A 19575-nucleotide genomic window follows, 5' to 3' on the forward strand; every position below is an offset into this window, starting at 1 on the left:
TTGATAATAACGCTGCAGAAAATGCGATTCGCCCAAATGTAATTGGTCGAAAAAATTGGCTGTTTTCTGTTAGTGAGGCAGGCGCGCATTCAAATGCCATTTGTTTAAGTCTGGCTGAAACCGCTAAAGCCAATGGCATTGATTTCTATCAATACTTGGTGAAATTAATGACAGATTTACCGAACCTGCCTTTTCAGCAGCAACCAGAAATTTTAGAACGTTATCTACCATGGTCTGAAGATATTCAGGCCATTTGTAGAAAGTAAATAGCCGACTAGTCAAAAATCATTCGACTAATCGGCTATTTGTTGTGCGTACCGTTAAGGTGCGCATTTTTTTATATTTCGGGCTTACTACTGACTTTGCAATTAATCAGCACGTAATTCCATAATCTTTTTACTATTTTCAAGTGATGTCAGTTCAGGATTTATTGTTTTTTCAATTTCGAACATTAAATTTTTCGCTTCTAAAATTTTATTCACATCTGTCGTCTTATTATTAATTAAGTCTGAAATTTTGCCTAAATCAATCGACTTTTCTTGGCTTACTTCAAAATATTGTTTTGTTCGTTCAGGTGTGAAAAAGTCAGGCCTTTTTGCAATCTCTTGAAACATCGCAGAAGTATTTTCTACGCCAAATTTTTCTGTAAATAATGAAGCACTTACTTCAAGAGCTTTTGCTTCTTTTTGTTCTTTTGACCATTTTGATACACGTGCTGGATCAAGATCTAATGATTCTACCTCTTTTACATATTCCGCATAAGATTTAAAATCTTCTGGACGAATATTTTGTTCTTCTGCTTGTAAAGCTTTTTGTCCTAATTCTTCTGGATTGTCTGTCTGTGTTAATCCTAAAACTTTTGATACAGCTGTAACTATAGTTGTTACAGCGCTAACGGCAGTAGCTATTATATTTACAGCTTTTACAATTGTTGTAGCTGCTGCAAATAGTCCTGAAATAAATCCCATCTTTTTCGCTCCTTTTCTTATAAATAATATTGAATTTCTGGTATTGTAAATTGTGATTCTTCATCCAAAGTACGATTTTTAAAAATTTCATATAACACTTTTGCATCTTTTGAAAAACGTGTGAAATCATAATTTAATTTAATAAATTCATGTGTTTTAAAATGCTTATAATAAATTAACACTTCTAATATACGTTGATCTGTAAATCCTGTTTTCTCTTTAAGCGGTATTAATTCTTCTTGCATTTTATCATAGGCTTGATACATACTATCCATATTACTATGCTTCGTAAAGAATATAAGTCCTTTTTCTAACAACTGCTTAATATTTCTCTCTTCATTAATCGGCAATTTTAAAATACTAGATAATGGATAGTACACACGTGGCATCGTTTGTTTATTACGCTCGCCTAATTTTTTCAATACTACTTCGGAAATTTCATTATCACTCGTATCTGTCGTCGCTCTTACAGCCACGACAACCGGTTTATGCATTCCTTCTGAAAACAAAATTGCTTGACCTACCGGCAAACTAGATAAAAATTCTTTTTGCTTTGAATCCATCATCATCGTATCACCAATGACTTCCTTATCATCTCTTGCAAATATACGATGAATAATTTTCGTGTTCGTATTTTTTAATACTTCACTCGCTAGCTTATTCGGAATTTGGTCTACGATGACAAGCCCTTCACCGTATTTCCTCACTTCCGCTAGCATATCGCTAAATGTTTCAACTGCTGTTTTTTTCGTAGGAGTATCGCCAAAATCAACTTTCGATAATAAACGATGGGCTTCTTCTACAAGCGTAATATGTTTATACGACGGATTTTTGCGATGCTTTAATTTTAAAGCTTCACTTAGACGGCTTAAAATAAGACCCATCAATAGCGCTTTATCTTCAGAAGATTTAATATCTTCCATCTCAATAATAACGCGTTGATCTAATAGTTTTTCGAAATCTATCGAAAGCTTACAATTCAACATAAGCCCCTTCGCACCGATTGTTAAGTTTTTCAACCTACTTACTAATGAGCCTATATAATTGTCTCGTAATTCGTTCCCAAACCCTTGTTTCTCAACGACAGATTTCAACCTACTCACAAGCATTTCTAATGTTGGGAAATATTCTCCGTTTGATTTGCTCGGATTTTTTAAATGAATATTTCTGTTTTCTTCAATATCCCAACCACAGTCTTTATAACATTCATACATCGCTTCTTCTAAAATCTGTGGCATAGCTGCTTCCATTGGAAATGCAGCCGTAAATGTTGCTTTAAGCATATCGATATGGGAAGTAATACTCTCACCTTTTAACAGTTCAAATGGATTCAACCTAAACGGTGAAAGCTGTTCATTTCCTAGCGTATAAATGACTAAATCATCCATATCTTTTGCCATGCCGCGATATTCAGTTTTGGCAGGTTCAATTACTAAAAAAGGTAATCCGCTAGATGTTAATAGCTTTTGACATGTCGTTGTTTTTCCTGACCCCGTTACACCTGCAATAAATATGTGCTTATTAATTTGTTTTGCGTTCAGCTTTACAACGTTCGATTCACGTACTTGTCCTCTATTTACAATTCTACCTAGTTCAATAGCACTTAAATCATTACTGTTTTTTACGTTCAAACCGAAATCTACACCTTCATTCAGTTGCACACCAACGATTTCTTTTTGTGGTAATCCTGCTATATAACTCAATTCTTGCGATGTTAAATACGTCGCTAACTCTGTAGCATTTTTTCGAATAGGTAAGCTATATAAAACAGCTAATTCTTCATTAGATGGTACATCAACTGCTAAAGGTTCAAATGTTTGGATATGCTTAACAATTTGATCTATCGACTCTTTATTTAATGGATAATTTCGCAGCGGATTTTCACTCGCTTCATCCCCTTGATAAATCGCTAACATACTAGATTTTAAGCGCTCATGGTTGCTTTTAGTGTCCCCTAATAAAAATACGGACGTCTTATAAAAGCCTTTTGCTTGAGCAATTTTTAAGCGTTTAAAAATAACATCATCCATATAATTCATTAACATACTAGCACGTTTATCAATTTGCTCTACAGTATTCGCCAAACTGATAGATTTCGAATAGGAACTACCCGTATTTTCACCGCTCGTGTTTGAATCATTTATACTCTTGCCATTGTTTTCTGAATCTCCACAATCGCGATTTATGACAATATTTTTTCCAGCACTTGTTCCTTTAGCTTTTGTAAAGCTTTTTGATTGAGACGTTGAAGTCCCTTTCGTTTCGCTTTCAGAAGACTGAATATTTTTTTTAGATTCAAGATGTAGCGTGTCGTAAAGCGAATAGGCAGTGTCTTTAAATGCTGTAATTCGTTCTTGTACAACGCCTTCTGCAATAACAACTAACATCCAGTGGCCCTCTCCTACACTGTTAATCAACCGATCTACACCTTGAAAATTTAAATTTTTTTGAACAGCTGACTTCTGAATAGAAGGCACTCCTAGCATGACACTTCCCTGCATATATCGGTCCATATTGCTAAATAACTCTTGTTCAATCGCATGAGCATTTAATAGTTCTAGTTCACTGCCATAAAAATAGCCATTAAAAACTGCCTTTAATTTATGCGCATACTTTATACTAGACATCCCAACTTCAGTTTGAGATATAGCGATACCAATATAAATAGTTACAGATTCTGGTGTCCCTTTCAGTAAGTAAATAAAACTGCATCGTTCATTTGCTACAATCGAAATTATATTCTCAATTGCTTCGCTTTGTGGGAATTTTTCATCAAACATAATGCTTGTAAGTTTAAAGAAGGTATACTTTTTCAAGTCGATTTTTTTGTGACTATATAAGTATTTCCCCTGCGATTCCTTTAATGGTACATTTGTTAACATTTTTACAATACTTTCACGTTTTTTAGATACCATACAAACCCTCGCTTTTAATTTTCTTCATTATTAATACCGCGAACACTAATTAAGTTTTCTTTTACTTCCCCTGTTAAATAAGCATTTAATACGTAACCAATATCACTCAACTTCCACAATCCCGCTGGCTTTTCTAAGTCAAGTTGCAATAAAGTCGGTGTTGTACGCTCCTCTTTCTCATATAAAATACTTTCCATATCACGAATATTTTTAGCTAATTTTAACGCTTTTGGTAATCCCGCCTGCAAAAATTCAAAATGCGGCTTAGTACGGATTGCTAACATTGCCAACAACATTTCTAAACAGTCACGTGTATATCGAATGTTACTAATCTCTCTTTTATGGATAGATACTTTAAGCTCTCGTTTAATCTCACCATACATATGCTCTAAAATTTTATAGTTATGAGCGTATAAATTTTGTAAAATTTCTTCATCGCGCCATACCGAATCACGTAAAGAACGAATCGCCTTTCTTGGATTTTTATAAACATATTTTTCTAAAGCTTTTACAGCTAAAGGATAACTAGAATTACGATACATTAATGCATATAAATGATTTTGATATTTCGCTTCATTTTTAGCTTTTTGAATAACGTGATCTATATAAGTTCTCGGTACATATTCACCAAAACTACACACAAAGTTTATGGCATGATCAAACAATTTCCTAAATACATCTTCACATTTCCCTTTGACAATATTGCTCGGAATTTCTTCTTCAATATTTAATAAATATTGATATCCTTCACTCTTAGTAATAGCTTGTAAATATTGATTTACTTCTTGATTATCTTGGCGTAACAATTTACGAAGCGTATAAACAGATTGGAAGAGCTGCCTACTTAAACTATTTAATGCACCCCTTCTGACAATGTCATTATTTTTAAATACTCTTTTTATTTCTAGTGCTTTATTTAATGTATCAAATAAATATTTCTTGCCACTTAATATTTCCTCAGATGTTAAATTTCCTGCTGGTACTTTTAAGTAACCTGAAACTTTAACATCTTTTGAAGCCTTTTCTTCTTTCACCCATTGAACTTCTAATTCTTTAATAGATGCTTGTTGCTCTACAGGATGCAATACTAAGTGATAACTATTTTCATAACCATATTTATATTCGATTGCCAAATTTACTTCGATATCTTTATTAAGTGGGAATGCAGGATGCTTGATCACCGCATTAATTTTGCCACCTAAACTACCACCTCGTTTTAACGGGAATAAGTACGAGGTTTGAAGAGCCGGTAAAACTAATGTTTCTTGAATCTCAAAAATTTTTTCTGTTCCCATAGTATTTCCTACATACTCATCTTTAATTAATTGAAGTGAATCATACGTACCGCCTTTAATAACATCTAAACTTAAATCTGGTAAATATTCATACCAAATTGGTGTACTATTTAACAACTTTTCTAGTACGCTCTCATTTGAAATTGTTTCTAGTAATTGTGCTGTCGTATATGAGTAGGTTGGAAGGTCATTGAGAATTTTCTCATGAATTTGTGAAAGCAATACTTCATCCACTTCGAAATCAATTAAATGGAAAAGCGCTGTCGCTTTACTACCTTCTTTAAAAATAGACTTTAAGTTAATTAAAAATTGCTCATAATTATTTAGCCATTGATTCATCACTTCTGTATAAATTTCTTGATCGAAAACGAGATAAAATGGCTCGTTTAGTTCAAACTGTAAAATCAACTCTTCTTCTTTTTGGTGAATACAACGTTCTACCATTCCTGAAGTGACCATATTTTTTTTACATTGTTCTGATAATGATAACTTGTATTTTAACGTGTACAATTTCACATATTGTTCACAAAAGTGTTTCATCGTCAACATTTTAGCTAGTACATTATCAACTGAATAAGATGGGTAATGCATAAAAATTTGTTGATTGTTTTTTTCAACAAGTTTTAATTGTGTCACACTCATTTGAGGACCTTGTGTATCAATCACGATAATACGACTTAACGTTTCTTTTGGTAGCTCATGCTGACCTCTTAAAGCGCCAGCTACACTACGCCAAATTGGGAAGTTTTTCTTATAACATATATTTAGTGCTTTTTTAATATCTACTTGCGCAAATTCATCAATATTATCTGGTATTAAATAAAGTAAAGGTGTAATCGGATTAATTTGCTGTGAAGCGTGTAACTTTTGTATTAATAACGTGAAATAATTGATATTCCATTTGTAATCATCATTTTCCACATCTAAACTATCAAAGAAATTTACTTGCTGCTTATCAAATTCATATAAATAATCACGGTTTGGTAAAATCAATTGATGTTCATTTTCAGTCGCATGATCATAGCGAATTAAATAGTTATTTTCTAAATTGATAAGCTCATCATTTACATATAAACTTGTTTGATTGCGTGTAAAGTCCATCGCAATTTTATTGACTGATGCTTCCATGTCTATTTCATTGTCTTTTTTTACGTCATCTAATGGTGCAATAGCCGAAACTTCTTCTAACAATTTTTGCGCAATTTCATTTAATCCCTTCATATCCGCATACGTGTGCAATTCTTTTTGCATACCATCGAAATTTATCGTTAATAAAATCGGTAGGCCACGATGTGCTTGCAATTCTTCGTCTGTTTCGTCAATTGCAAAAGTAAAGTACTTTGTAGTAACAACTTCATAAGTTACACCGTTACGTTTTAATTGAGAAATGCTAATTTTTTTCGGGCTATCTGTCAATTTCACTTGGGCAAAAAAGGTTTCTTCAGTCGCCTCACTTGCAGGTTCCATCGTTTTTAATGAAATCCATTTTTCATGGCGTAATTTTGCAAAATGCGATTTTGAAGGAAACTGTGAGGCATCAATGCTAAATTCTTCTCCATTACTTCGCTCACAGATAACACGTTGCTTGCCGATTTGCAAAGCTTTAATACGTACTAATTCATCTGTCTCTGTTTTACTTTCATAAAAATAATTAAACTGCACATGCTCATTCTTTTCATAACTATGCGTTTTTAAATAGGCTCCGTCTTCTTTTACCTGAATTGGAAAATCGATTGGTCGCACCGACTTATATTCATTCAACAATAATGCCACATACACATAAGCCATATCTTCAAAATGTTGATACATTAGTTCACCATTTTTTTGAATATTAAATTTTCGATTGTTTAATTCATTATACAATCTCCAAATAGGCGCATAATTTTTATCACTTATTAATCGGTTATTAGGTTCAATAACAGGTTTAGAAATATCTAAATCACCTAGTTCACTATATTTTACTTTTTTATAAGTAGATAAAAATTGTTTCATTTCTTTTACACGTAATTCGTCAATAGATTGATTGTCGTAATTTCCTGACTCGATACCGAATGTTAAACGGCTTTGAAACTCTTTTGCAATTTGTTTCATAACGCGGAAAAATACTTTATTTTCTTTTGTATCTACTACGAAAGCTGTCTTTTCTGCCAGTATACGTTTCCCAGCAATTTTTTCACGAATATTACGACCTGGCTGTTTCGCAATCCAGTTCATCGTTTTTGTACGCGGAGTCTTTAATTGATTTGGTGTAACATAGGCTGTTTCCTTAATTAATTTTCGACTCGGATTACTAGCTAACTGATGCATAGCTTTTTGGGCAAATAAATAAAGCTGATGAACACGATCTAATGGTACGGGTCTATTTGCAGTCTGACTTTCGATGTTATGAAGCGTTTTTGCCATATGAGAAAATTGCTGTGATTTTAAGCTGTTGTTTAACGGATCTCGTTTTGAAATTGTATTGAATATATGTTCAATAGTTTGCAAAGATATAATGGAAGAACCTTCCAAAGAAGGTTCTTCATTTGATGCATAATATTCAAAGTTTACTAAGTCCGGAAAATTAGGTTTCATTTTTACACCCTACTTTTCTAATTATTCATTACTTTCTGTTGAATCTTCACTTTTCGCTTGAGTTTCTATGATGATTTCATTCTCTAAATATTTTGCACTTCTCCAAATAAAGACACCATATGCATTTGAAATAGCCAAATTGAAGTCTTCAACAAGTCCTGGTGCCACTTCTTGTAATTTTTCTTCAATTGGACTTAAACATTCTGTATAAGCTGTACCTTCAACTTCAATACCGCGAAGTTTTGGCATCACTTTATGAACAATTGCCTCTTCAAATGCACTTTGAATTGCTTTATTTAATGCATCCTCATCTTCATTTTCATTAGCTACAATTACTAATGGATGATGTCCAATATAGTTTTGAACAGATTGCCATACGCGGTGTCCTAGCGCACGTCCTACTACTTCTAAGTAACCATTAATTTCTTCAAGAGCCGTTTTATATTTTGCAAGTTCGTCTTCGAAAATAACTTGTTGAGCTAACCAACCATTCCACATTTCTAACGGAATTTTTGGACTCGCTTTTTCTAAACTTGCATTTTTACGATCTTCAAACGTCGTTGGTCGTGGGAAACTAATTAAGTTACCACGGTCGATTACTTTATCTGATAGTGATTTTGTCGTTTCATCTTCATTCATTGTACCTACCCATAAAACATTGCGACTAAGTTCTACTTTTAACTTATCCATACCTGCACCTAAGTCTATATCAATGAAGACTGGATCTGGATTTGCACGACGAAGTTCTAATTTACTTAACAATTCACTAAAGTATAACTCTACGTGAGCCAAGTTCATTTCATCTAGAAGGACTAATAAAACACCATCTTTTAAAGAAGTAGCTTCTGTGCGTTCATTTGTTTGTTGTTGGAATTGAACCATTGAACGAATTAATGGAGTAGCATTGAAACGATTATCAACCGAGTTAAAATAACCAAATAACGATTGTGGACTATCCCAGTCAGGCTGTACTGGCAGCGGCAAATAATATAAACCACCAAAACGCGTATAAAGACGTGGTAATTCTGATTTACCTGTACCAGATACACCCGCTAATACAGTTAACGGTGAATATTCAGCTGTTTTTAAAGCTGTATGGAAAGCAATCAATAAACGTTTATTAAATTTCATACCTGATTTTTCGCATTGATGGATAATAAATTTTAACCATTGCATTTCACTAACTGATTGGCTAGTTTTAAGCATTTTCTTCATTTCAAAGTATGGTTCTTCAATAACGCCTCGACGTGCTTTTACCTCTTCTGGTTGCTCATGGATCGCTTTTAAACGATTCACTTCTTCTTCGTATTTTTGAATTTGTAACTCAATAACTTCGCGACGTTTTACTTCCATCTCATAATTTTGACGTTGAATTTGCAATTGGGCCACTGATGTTTCATAACCATGTTTAGCCATTTCTAATTCATGTAACTTGCGAGAAGCCTCTAAATATTGCGTATGTAAATCATCATAGCGACGAGATTTTTCTTCTAATAGAGTTACTACTTGCTGATCGGGTCTTACATTCAATTCTTGACGTAAGTCTACGATTTCTTTCTGTGATTCTTCAATCTCTCGTAGTAAATCCTCTAAAGTACGATTTCCTAAACGAATACGATTTTCATTATGCTCAGCAATTTCTTGCTGCATCATATTGATACGTGTTAATAATCGACTATTGTTGACTTTAACTTGTTCAACTTCTAAATCTTTCTCTTCCAAACGCGATTGAATTTCACGTGCTACGCGCTCTTCTAATACTTCTTGGTCTGATTTTAACAATTGCTGTTCCATACGTAACGCATTTTCTCTACTTGTTAAATCAATTTCTTTTTGTCTAATGTCTTCTTCAGTTTTTTGTAAAGCTTGGCGTTCTTTTTCAAACATTAAGCGATCTGCTTTTAATGCTTTTAAAGATTGATCGATTAATTGTTCTTTTTCAAGAATAATTTCTTCAATATCTTTACGAAATTGTTCTAATCGTTGTTGTACAAGTTTATATTCTGTATTATATTCTTGTTCTAATTCTTTTAAGCGTGTTTTACGATATGAAGAGATGTCTTTTTCTAATGCTTGTTTTCTTAATGTAAAGTCTTTTTCGATCGTGATGTATGACTTTTCAAGTTCTTCACGTTTTTTATCAAATTCTTTAACAAGCTTTTCTTTTTTATTTTCAATTTCTTCACGTTTCGCATCTAAAGATTTCTCAAGCTCTACTTTTAAACGATCCGCTTCTGCTAATTTTATATTAATGAATTGAACTCTTTCTTCTGCCTCTTTTTCTTCAAGTTCTAATTGGCGGCTGGCTAGCTCTGATGATAGTTGTTGATTTTCTAACATTTTTTCTTGTAAAACTTGTTTTTCTTGTAACAATAATTGACGCTCAAGCTCTAGTTGTTCTTCCTTAGATTTCATTTGTTCTGAGCGTAAAGTTAACTCTTGTAATTCCTTTTGAATTTTTAATTCTCGATCTACTAACGAGTTTTCAACAGTTTCTTCAACTTCAGTTGGTTGAAGTTGCTCATTGGCTGTTTCATCGTAATTTGTCATGACCATATTCCTCCATCATATTTTTAATTTTGTAAATGCGGTAAAGTTACTTTCACTAGCTGTATAATAAACGCTTCAATTTTTTCCATTTCCTGCTGTTCGATTATGACATGACCATGTTTACGTAAATCAATCAGCATAATCATTTCTTCAAACATTGTCGGTAATTTTGATGCTATAGTATGCCATTTTTCTTGTGGTTGCAGTGGCATAAGTAAAAATAAAGCGTATAATTTTGCATTTGGCACAGATTTTTTAAGACTTAATAACTCTAATGTGATTTTTTTAAAATTAAAGTTTATAAATGTTTCTGGTAATTCACTTACATTCCATGTAAAACCTTGAGATATCATGTAAGGTTCAATCGCTTCTAACACTTCTAAAGCGTTTCCTGGCATTTCTGGTATATCATTATATGAAAAGTCTTGTAATAATTGATTCAATATCTGTTCAATGACAGAGACAGCTTTCATTGCAAAATGATATGGATGATTATCTTTAAAATAATGCATGTCTCTTAATAATTTTTCAATTACTGGCTGCTCTTCTAAAGAAGCGTCGAATAAATGATGAATATGTTGCTTACTTAGTAATCTAAGTTTTCGATCTGTCATTAAGCTCGCTTCATCAAAATCACCATATTCTTCCACCAAATCTCTATTAAATAACGTATTAAATAGAACAGATATGGCATACATTGTTTTTGAGAAAATATCATCTGCCACATTTGTTTCAAACGTATCTTCCGTTAAATGTGCAGATAAATTACGTAAAATTAATAAATCTTGTAAAAAATCTAAAAATGTAGGGAACTTCTTTGCTAAATAACGTAATGGATAATTTGTTTTTTCACTACCTTGAATTAAGCTAATAGCCAGGAGACCTTTCAAGTTACGGTTACCATAACCATGTGTGATTTCACCAGCACGCATTTTAAGTAATTGCGCGTATACATCAGGAGATGCATTTACTTCAAAATCATTTTTAATTGCTAATGTATGCAATGTTTTTAAATTTTGACGAGCATCTTTTTTTGTATAATGTTTAATATTTACTTCTTTATTTTCTTCGTTAATACGCTTCTCTTGATTTTTAAAACTTTTTTGAATTGTATAAAATGCCATTTCAAATAGCTCGATCGTATGTACCGCGAATGCACTGAATTCTGTTTGTAAATCTTCAAAAATAGCGCCGCGATTTTTCTCATGCAATAACTGCTTTACCTTTTTAAAAGATCGAACGAGATGAATAGTACTTTGTAAAACATCATGTTTCTTTTCGATTTTATCGCCGAATACAGATAGCACATATTTGTAGATTTCTTTATCCTGCTCTTCAATTGACGGTTTAACAGTATCTAGAGCTGTTTTTAATAGCTCATCAATTTTATTATTAAGTGAATCATACTGATGGCGAATTCGTTGTAATGCATCTAATAATTCAGTTGAATTTGTTGCACCAAATGGATGTAGCACTTGCCACTGAGAGTTTTGTTTTAAGTTGACTGGGAGATACATAAAAGTAGGTAGGTACACTTCATCACCTGACGAAATCAACTTAATATCCTCCAAACTTTTCATCGTTCTATCTAGACTAATTTTTCTATAACGATTTTTTAAGCCTTGTACATTCTCTATTCGCTCAATTGAGGCATTCACTGTTCTGTAGATATCTTCTGGTGTCACTGTTCGTTCATTTACACTTTTGGCCTGCATTAATAATACTCGTTGCGTCTTTGGTTTATCAATCGTTCCAAGTTCAATTGAAGCAGGTTTTTTATCTAAATCAGCATCGACATAACTTAAATCTTCTTCTAATAAAACTTGATTCCAAAATTGGTTCGTTAATAGATCATAAAAAATGTAACCGATTTTAAATTCTCGTTTTGTAGACTGTGAAGAAAAGTACTCTATACCGCTCTTTGTAACAACGTATTTCGCATCAATTAAGTTTTTTTCGATTAGTTCTCCTAATACATATTTCACTAAATCAATACCTAGATGGAGCATTTCAGCTAATTTTTCAGGGCTTTTATATCCAGAACGTAAAAGTTTTAAAACTGTATCTTGAAATAAATTTAACGTTCTTTGCTGCTGTGTTGGCAATAAAATCTTGTACATTTTTGTCGGCAATAGCAACCAAGACTTTTTATTATTTTGAACTAAATGATCTTCCAAATGTATCGGTAAGCGTACTACAGGTGTTTGACTATTGAATTGTTGTACCATATGTTTCATCCTTTACACAATCTTTATAAAAATTGATAAGTTGTGGTATTGCTAAATATGCGTTTGAATCTTCAAGCATCGAACGGTCTCCAGCTACAATTAAAAGCTTCTTCTGACGACTCATACTTACACAAAGACGATTTTCCATCATTAAGAAACCGTATTTTCGCTGACGCTGTTTTTCTGTCTTACTTGGTAGCTGATTACTGCGCACCATTGATAAATACACAAAGTCAAACTCCATACCTTGGAACGCATCAACTGTACCGACACGAAGTTTTTCAATTGATCGTCCATTATAAAACTCTTCAGCATACTCGGGCAATAGTTCATATGATTTTCCAACGAGTCGTGCCATACCTGCTTTTACAAGTTCTTTCTGAATTTCTTTTACTTGATCCGCATAGAATGTAATAATACCGAAATTCAAGCCTTTTGCTTCTTCGCATAAAATACGCTCTTTTAAATGTGCGACGATTTCACGAGCTTCGATAGATCTACTTTTACTTTGATTAGAAACTTCTGATCCCAAATTCGCTGGCACGTCTAACCATGCTGCCGCTTTATTTTCAAGCCCAGGAAGCCGATGTTGGAAAAGTTCCGCATTTAATCCACTTTCAATTTTTGCCTCATGGTGCACTTCATAAAAATTGCGACTCACAAAATCTCCTAGTAGTGGATGCGTACGATACTGACGGTCTAATGTAACCGTACGTTTAATGCCGTCTTTTTCCTCTTGCTCTTTTAGCTTTTTAAATAATGTTTCAAAGAGACTGATTTTTAATTTTTCTTTAATGCTATCTAAACTTTCTTCATCCTCATTAGACTTGTCCGCATCAATCACATCAATAAGCTTTTCATCGACGATGTGCGGTAATTGGCGATGGTCCCCTACTAAAATAATACGTTGGTTTGCGCGTGACATCGGAATAAATAAATCTAATGGGTTACTACGAGCCGCTTCATCAATTAGTACATTATCATACTCAATTTGCACTTCTCTATCTGAAGAGAAAATCTCTCCTTTAATGCTATTAGAAACAGATTGCTGATTCGTTGCTCCAATGACTGACATATAATCTAAAATTGTATTCTGAACGACAATAGGATTTAATTCATATTCTTCAATATAGTCTAATAAAATACGTTCTTCTTCATTGAGCTCATCTAGTAATGATGTCGTAATGTATTCACTTATATCTTGGAATAATTCTAAAATATCTTTATGTTGTTTCGGTGTATTAAAGATATTTTCTGTAGGCTTTAAGTTGAAAAGAAGGTGATTTTTAGCTTCTTTCATCTGCTTGTAAGATTTTTTTTCTTGTGTAAGAAATGTTCTTAAAAATTGAATATATGGCTCAAAGAAAGTATCTCGCTCTCTTTCAAGCAAAATAATAACCATATTGACGGTCGTTGCACCGTCATCTTCAAATTTCACTTCATGATCAGGTAACATATTAATCATGCGGATTAAACGTTCTTCACTTGGATTCAGTGTCACCTGCTGACTGCGATCAATTTGACGAATTAATATGTCAACTCGTGTTTCTAATTCATACGATAAAGGAATCTCCTCTAGTAATTCTTTTAACAAACGCAATGTAGCATCTACCGTATTGGCAGATAGTAAATAGTTTTGATAAATGCGATCAAATATTTTAATCTTTTTATTTTCTTTGTAATTTGGATATACTTCATAAAGTTGTTTCACTTTTTCATTAATCCAGTTTTCTACATTGATTTTTAAAAGTCTTTTATCATTAACACTTTCAGAGCTTTTAGAACCGTATTTAATTGTTGGTACATCTAAAATTTGAATTCGTTCCGCGACGTTTTGTACAGCATCGTGTTGAAAAGCCGTCACAAGGTTTTTAGCTTCGCGGCGCTCTTCACCTTCTGCGATTTCGTTCAATCTTTCTAAAATACCGACAATAACTGTAGTTTTACCTGTTCCCGGTGGGCCTTGAATTAAAGCAATATCGGGGGTATTTAAAGCAATTTCAATAGCTTCTCTTTGTTTATCCGTAGGTGGATTTTTAGGGAAGGCTTTTTGCGTCACTAGTTCTGATACAGGTTGAATATAATCTCTATGATGAACTCTTGTTGGAGACGCTTTACCGTCAATTAAAGCTGCTAAATTTTTAATCCCATTTTGCGCTTGAAAAATGCGATTATATGCTTCTTTCCGTCTCTTATTCATTGACATATAACCTGCAATGGATTTGAATATATAGCCATCTGAACTATAATTACTCATATCTTTATCTGTTGTAATATATATAGCGTTAGATTTCGGATCAATCGGCCCAGTTAAATCACAATGGATAAGTTTTGCTTTTTTACTATACTCGTTATACACTCGCTCGAAATTATTAGCCGTATCATCTTCTGCAAAGACTTCTCTAGGAGAAAATAAAGAAACAGAAAATTTCTTATCGTTTTTTGTAACCTTTTGAACAAATCCCTTAAAATTCTGATCTTTTTCAAACGTCAATTTATACTTATGACGCCCAACATATTCACAGTTTGAAAATTGTAGAAACCCTGTTTGCACGACATCATCAATCATTTTATTAAACTCTAAGTTTCCATATTCATGCCAAATATTAATATAAGCTTTAGCATCATTTTTTATTTCTTCAAAAAACATTTTTGCTTGTCGATCTAATAATGCTGCTTCGCTATCTAGCACAAAATCGATGTGACCTTCTAATAGGAATATATGGTAATCCTCTATTTTTATTCGACGACGTTTTTCTGCTACAAATATTTCATCACCATTTTCAAGTGTTTGTACCTTTACCGGAAAATAACTATCTTTTCCTACAAAATAAAATTGGCGTAAATCATCAGAATTTTCATGTTGATGAACAGCAATTACAGCATTTTTTTTCTCTTTATCAGTTATTAAAAACTGCTTTCTATATTCATCTAATATTTCTTTTTGCTTCGTTATGTTTTCTCGTTCATTGCTAAAAAAAGTATCTTGAAACGCTACATTAAAATCCATTGCTCTTAGTTGATCATACTGTTTTAAAAAGATATGCAATTCTTTTTTCTGAGCATCTAGATTTAAAATAGACGCGATATATGTCATACCTTTCATTAAAATATTTTTCACATATTCAAAATCACCCACATCTGCTATAGTAATCTCAGAAAAATTCCCTTTACTATCAAAAATCGTTAATGAATGTCGATCATATTTCAAATAAATGCGTTGATTTACAGCAAATTTATGTAAACTATCGTGGCTTACTGAGATAATTTTTGATTTAGAAAATCCCTTTAAATCCGAAATCTTCATTCATTATACTCTCCTTTTAAATTCTAGTTTTCTACTTTTAATCTCACTCAGATAAGAAATAATCTTGAAATAATCAACAAGTGGAATTTCTAATGATGTATATGGCTGTATAATTTGTCGTTTAGCATTTGCATCGATTAAAAATGCAGACATACTAATGTTACGTAAAATAATTGACTGATTAATTTCCACTTCGATCAAATTTTCATTTTCTTCCGTTAAAAATGTTTCAAATAATTCTTCCTTCGTTATAAATTGTTTATTCGGTTTCATATCGAATACTTTAAAGCCCATCACTACTTCTGAAACAGATTGTTCTGGTGTTAATTTAGCTACAAATTCGCCTACTTCTTCATCATCAGATAACATTTTTTGTAAGTTAAATATATTTTTCACTTTACAAATGTATTTAGGAGAAGATGTCCCATTACAGAAAGGACAAGATTTTTCTTTAAAGAAATATGTATGTCCACAATTACATGTTGTTAATGCTTTTGTCGCATTATTTAATACGTTATACCATTCTTCCATCGTTGGGCGACTAGCTGGATTTTCACGTCCTTCTTTTGAGAAAGTACGATTAAATAGATCAAACATTAATGGAGAGGATACAATGTTGATTGGAAAACCTGTCTTTAAACGGTTCGAGTCATCTAACGGGTCGTCTACCCAAGGTAATTTTCCTTGCTCTGCTAAAATAGTAGGATCTGTAGTTTCTTCAGTATCATCCCAACCATCATCTTCCCAGCCGTCATCAGTTGTTTCTGTATTTTTCGTATCTTGCAGTGCACCTAAAAATGGGCTCGGTTTATAAGTTAATACTTTATAAGCTACAATTGCGAAAGAATATACATCGCTGTATGTGCTATTCTTTATACCATTAGCAACTTCTGGAGCTTGATAACCTGGTGTTCCCGTACATGTAGTAAAATGAACTCGATATTCCAAATTATCCGCATCAATCAACCAAGTCGCTGTCGCATCAGCACTTTCAGAAATGAATAAATTCCCCTCTGAAATATCCGCATATACAAGAGAACGGCTATGTAATAAACTGAACATTTTAGCGAATTTCGCCAAAATTTCAATACGTCGCTTTAAACCACCCGTTTGTTTATAGTGTTCTAGTGGCTCAGAAATATTTGTTGTAAACATTAATTTTTGAATAGGCACCATATTATCTAACATCCGCATAACATAACCACACTGGGGTGATTTTAAGAACGCGACCGGCTTTGTAATGTTAACGCTTTTTGGTACATCTATTATTTTTGCAGATAAAATACTTTTCACATAAGTATCGTATTCTTTTTTGCCTTCTACAATTATTTCTTCATTTGTAGAAGGGTCTACATTTATTTTCAACTTAATTAATACATTAGGATCTTTTGTGCGGTATACAACCCCTTGCCCCCCAGCACTAAGTCGCTTTGTAATTTCATGTACATGACTATTTTGGTCTTCAAACAAACTGCCGATCAACGGGTCCTTTTCTTCAGTATTCATATTTTCCATTCATCACCCTTCTACTATAAATAATTAAAGACTTATCATCTGAATTATAGGGATTTCCCCATTTCTTTAACATATTTTTAATTTTTGAATTTTTCTTTTTCTGACCTTTTACATCACTTATCTTTTCAACTAAATCCGTCATAAAATGAAAGCGCTTTTCCTTTATTAAATCTTCACTTACACCGTCTGTCGCTAATAATATTTCAAAAGAGTCATCAATGAAGAAATCCTCAATTTTCCAATCTTTTCTTCTAGCTAAGTGAAGCGGTAGTGTAACATTTACATAGTCGTCTTCTTTTTCATGAAGAACATAATGGTCTTTTCCTAATTTGAAAAGAATAACGCCATCACCAACCTGGCCGATAATACAGCGGTTGTCATTTAAAATAACCGCGAATAAACAAGTTGCTGAACAGTCGTCACGATCATATGGAAGAATTCCCATCTCCCAATAAGTGTGAATGAGGCTTAACAAGTGGTTAGCAGATGCATGTGGAAACTGATACCAAGTTTTAATAGCTCGCTTTACAGCCTTAATAACTTCTTTAGAACCAATATCTGAATGTTTTTTAGAACCTACCCCATCAGATACAACAAAAGCCATGCCTTCTTTTAAAGAAAGCACAGCGCATGCATCTTGATTTGGCAACTCATTTAAAATATGACTCGGCCCAATTACAGAAGCCCAAGCATATTGTGCATTACTAGAATGTGAATGGAGATTCATCATTTTCATCCTGCTCTTCATGCTGAGGAACTGCATTGCTAACTGTTACTGGTTTAACTTGCGGCTTTTCTTTCGTCATAATAATATCTCCATGTAAAAAGTCTCCTAAATTATCTGCTGATACTTCTGGAACCGCATTTGGATTTGTACTTGTTGTACGAACTTTTGTACTATTCGTTACGATTTGGAAGAATTTAGAAATACCAGCTGCATCCGAAGCTTCCATTACACGTTTTTCTTGACCAGAAAGGAATTTTTCAAGCATTGCATAATCCGCATGATCACCAATACCTAAAGCCCAACGGTCACAAGTACCTGTACGTTTCGTATTAATAAAGTCATCTAACATCACTGTATATTCATCTGTTGGATTTCCATCAGAAACAAGCACAATTGTTGGTTTATAAGGCTTACCACCTAATTCTACGCTATTTAAATTCATAATTAATTCTTTGCAGAGTCTTAATGCTCCACCGAATGGTGTACCACCGTTAGCTTCTAAATTTACCCATTCTATATCTTGTGCTTTGGTAAAAGGTAAATAAACATTTGCACGACCACCAAAAGTAATGACAGATGTATATATTTCAGCTTGTGTAGATTCTTCTTTCTTAAAGCTCTCAATCATGCGTTTAACAGCAACATTTAATGTGTCTATACTCTCTCCGTACATTGAACCGCTTGTATCTAATAATAAAATAACAGGTAATGGTCTTAAAGTTGGTTTAACAAATTCCATGATAATCCTCCTAATTTTAAATATATAAATATACCCATATATTATACACCTTATTAACCTATTTGTAATCTTTTTATTGGAATTTTTTGGCTCATCACCATAAGTCGGGGATGACAAACTCAATGCCCATTTCCAATCGTAATCGGAGGAACAGGTGGGCATCGTTTCGATAACCAAATCCACGTCTTTTTATGAGCTTAATTTTATTATTTGTCCCTTCCATGATGCCATTCGAGAAAGAAGAGTAGATGGTATGAATCATGGCTTCTTCTCGTGCGATGATGGTCTTCTCAATTTTCGCAACGACACCACATGTGTGAAATTCATAGCGTTTTAGCCAATCTTTCAATCGCTTTTTCGCTTGTGTCATAGTCGCTGCTTTTAATACATAGCGCATGTGGTTTAACGCTTGATAAATGTGTTTTGTATGAACATCTGCTTGAAGCCATACCTGCACAAATTGGCGTTCTTCTTCTGTTAACTGTTCCGGCTTTCGAGCTAAACAACGGTCAATAAAACGTAAGCCCGAAATATAAAAAAATGCGCACCTTAACGGTACGCACAACAAATAGCCGATTAGTCGAATGATTTTTGACTAGTCGGCTATTTACTTTCTACAAATGGCCTGAATATCTTCAGACCATGGTAGATAACGTTCTAAAATTTCTGGTTGCTGCTGAAAAGGCAGGTTCGGTAAATCTGTCATTAATTTCACCAAGTATTGATAGAAATCAATGCCATTGGCTTTAGCGGTTTC

Annotated in this window: 12 protein-coding genes; 1 reads left to right on the top strand and 11 read right to left on the bottom strand. The window is 33.2% G+C overall.

All coding sequences use genetic code 11. From position 1 onward, the window contains the following. A partial coding sequence (locus QI30_RS08495; RefSeq protein ID WP_148113858.1) for an IS66 family transposase occupies positions 1-266 on the top strand: 266 nt, incomplete at its 5' end. Between the two features lie 102 nt (positions 267-368). On the opposite strand, the gene QI30_RS08500 is transcribed toward QI30_RS08495, so the two are convergent. The 11 genes from QI30_RS08500 to QI30_RS08550 form a co-directional block, all read right to left on the bottom strand. After that, positions 369-968 (bottom strand): hypothetical protein, encoded by a 600-nt coding sequence (locus QI30_RS08500; protein WP_126990511.1) that lies wholly within the window; start codon positions 966-968, stop codon positions 369-371. A gap of 17 nt (positions 969-985) precedes the next feature. Next, the gene (locus QI30_RS08505; protein WP_126990512.1) at positions 986-3883 is read right to left on the bottom strand and encodes an ATP-binding protein; all 2898 of its coding nucleotides are present in this window, start codon (positions 3881-3883) and stop codon (positions 986-988) included. Between the two features lie 14 nt (positions 3884-3897). Then, the gene (locus QI30_RS08510; RefSeq protein ID WP_126990513.1) at positions 3898-7752 is read right to left on the bottom strand and encodes a DUF2357 domain-containing protein; all 3855 of its coding nucleotides are present in this window, start codon (positions 7750-7752) and stop codon (positions 3898-3900) included. A gap of 21 nt (positions 7753-7773) precedes the next feature. Next, positions 7774-10302 carry a hypothetical protein gene (locus tag QI30_RS08515; protein WP_126990514.1) on the bottom strand — a complete coding sequence of 843 codons (2529 nt, stop codon included), beginning with the start codon at positions 10300-10302 and terminating at the stop codon, positions 7774-7776. A 23-nt stretch (positions 10303-10325) separates the two neighbouring features. Next, positions 10326-12530 (bottom strand): hypothetical protein, encoded by a 2205-nt coding sequence (locus QI30_RS08520; protein ID WP_126990515.1) that lies wholly within the window; start codon positions 12528-12530, stop codon positions 10326-10328. Beyond that, positions 12511-15837 (bottom strand): AAA domain-containing protein, encoded by a 3327-nt coding sequence (locus QI30_RS08525; RefSeq protein ID WP_126990516.1) that lies wholly within the window; start codon positions 15835-15837, stop codon positions 12511-12513. Before QI30_RS08525 ends, QI30_RS08520 begins: the two co-directional genes overlap by 20 nt. 3 nt (positions 15838-15840) lie before the next feature. Then, on the bottom strand, positions 15841-17352 hold the full coding sequence (locus tag QI30_RS08530) for a protein kinase domain-containing protein (RefSeq protein ID WP_126990517.1): 1512 nt from the start codon (positions 17350-17352) through the stop codon (positions 15841-15843). After that, positions 17333-18082 (bottom strand): PP2C family serine/threonine-protein phosphatase, encoded by a 750-nt coding sequence (locus QI30_RS08535; protein WP_158621012.1) that lies wholly within the window; start codon positions 18080-18082, stop codon positions 17333-17335. Before QI30_RS08535 ends, QI30_RS08530 begins: the two co-directional genes overlap by 20 nt. After that, positions 18057-18818, bottom strand: a complete 762-nt coding sequence (locus QI30_RS08540) for a vWA domain-containing protein (RefSeq protein WP_158621013.1) — start codon at positions 18816-18818, stop codon at positions 18057-18059. The genes QI30_RS08535 and QI30_RS08540 overlap by 26 nt, the downstream gene beginning before the upstream one ends. A gap of 94 nt (positions 18819-18912) precedes the next feature. Beyond that, the gene (locus QI30_RS08545) at positions 18913-19386 is read right to left on the bottom strand and encodes a transposase (RefSeq protein ID WP_370323605.1); all 474 of its coding nucleotides are present in this window, start codon (positions 19384-19386) and stop codon (positions 18913-18915) included. A gap of 39 nt (positions 19387-19425) precedes the next feature. After that, positions 19426-19575, bottom strand: a 150-nt coding sequence (locus QI30_RS08550) for a transposase domain-containing protein (protein ID WP_148113859.1), incomplete at its 5' end; no start/stop codon positions are given.

The organism is Candidatus Kurthia intestinigallinarum, from assembly GCF_003991225.1.
GTDB classification, from domain to species: domain Bacteria; phylum Bacillota; class Bacilli; order Bacillales_A; family Planococcaceae; genus Kurthia; species Kurthia populi.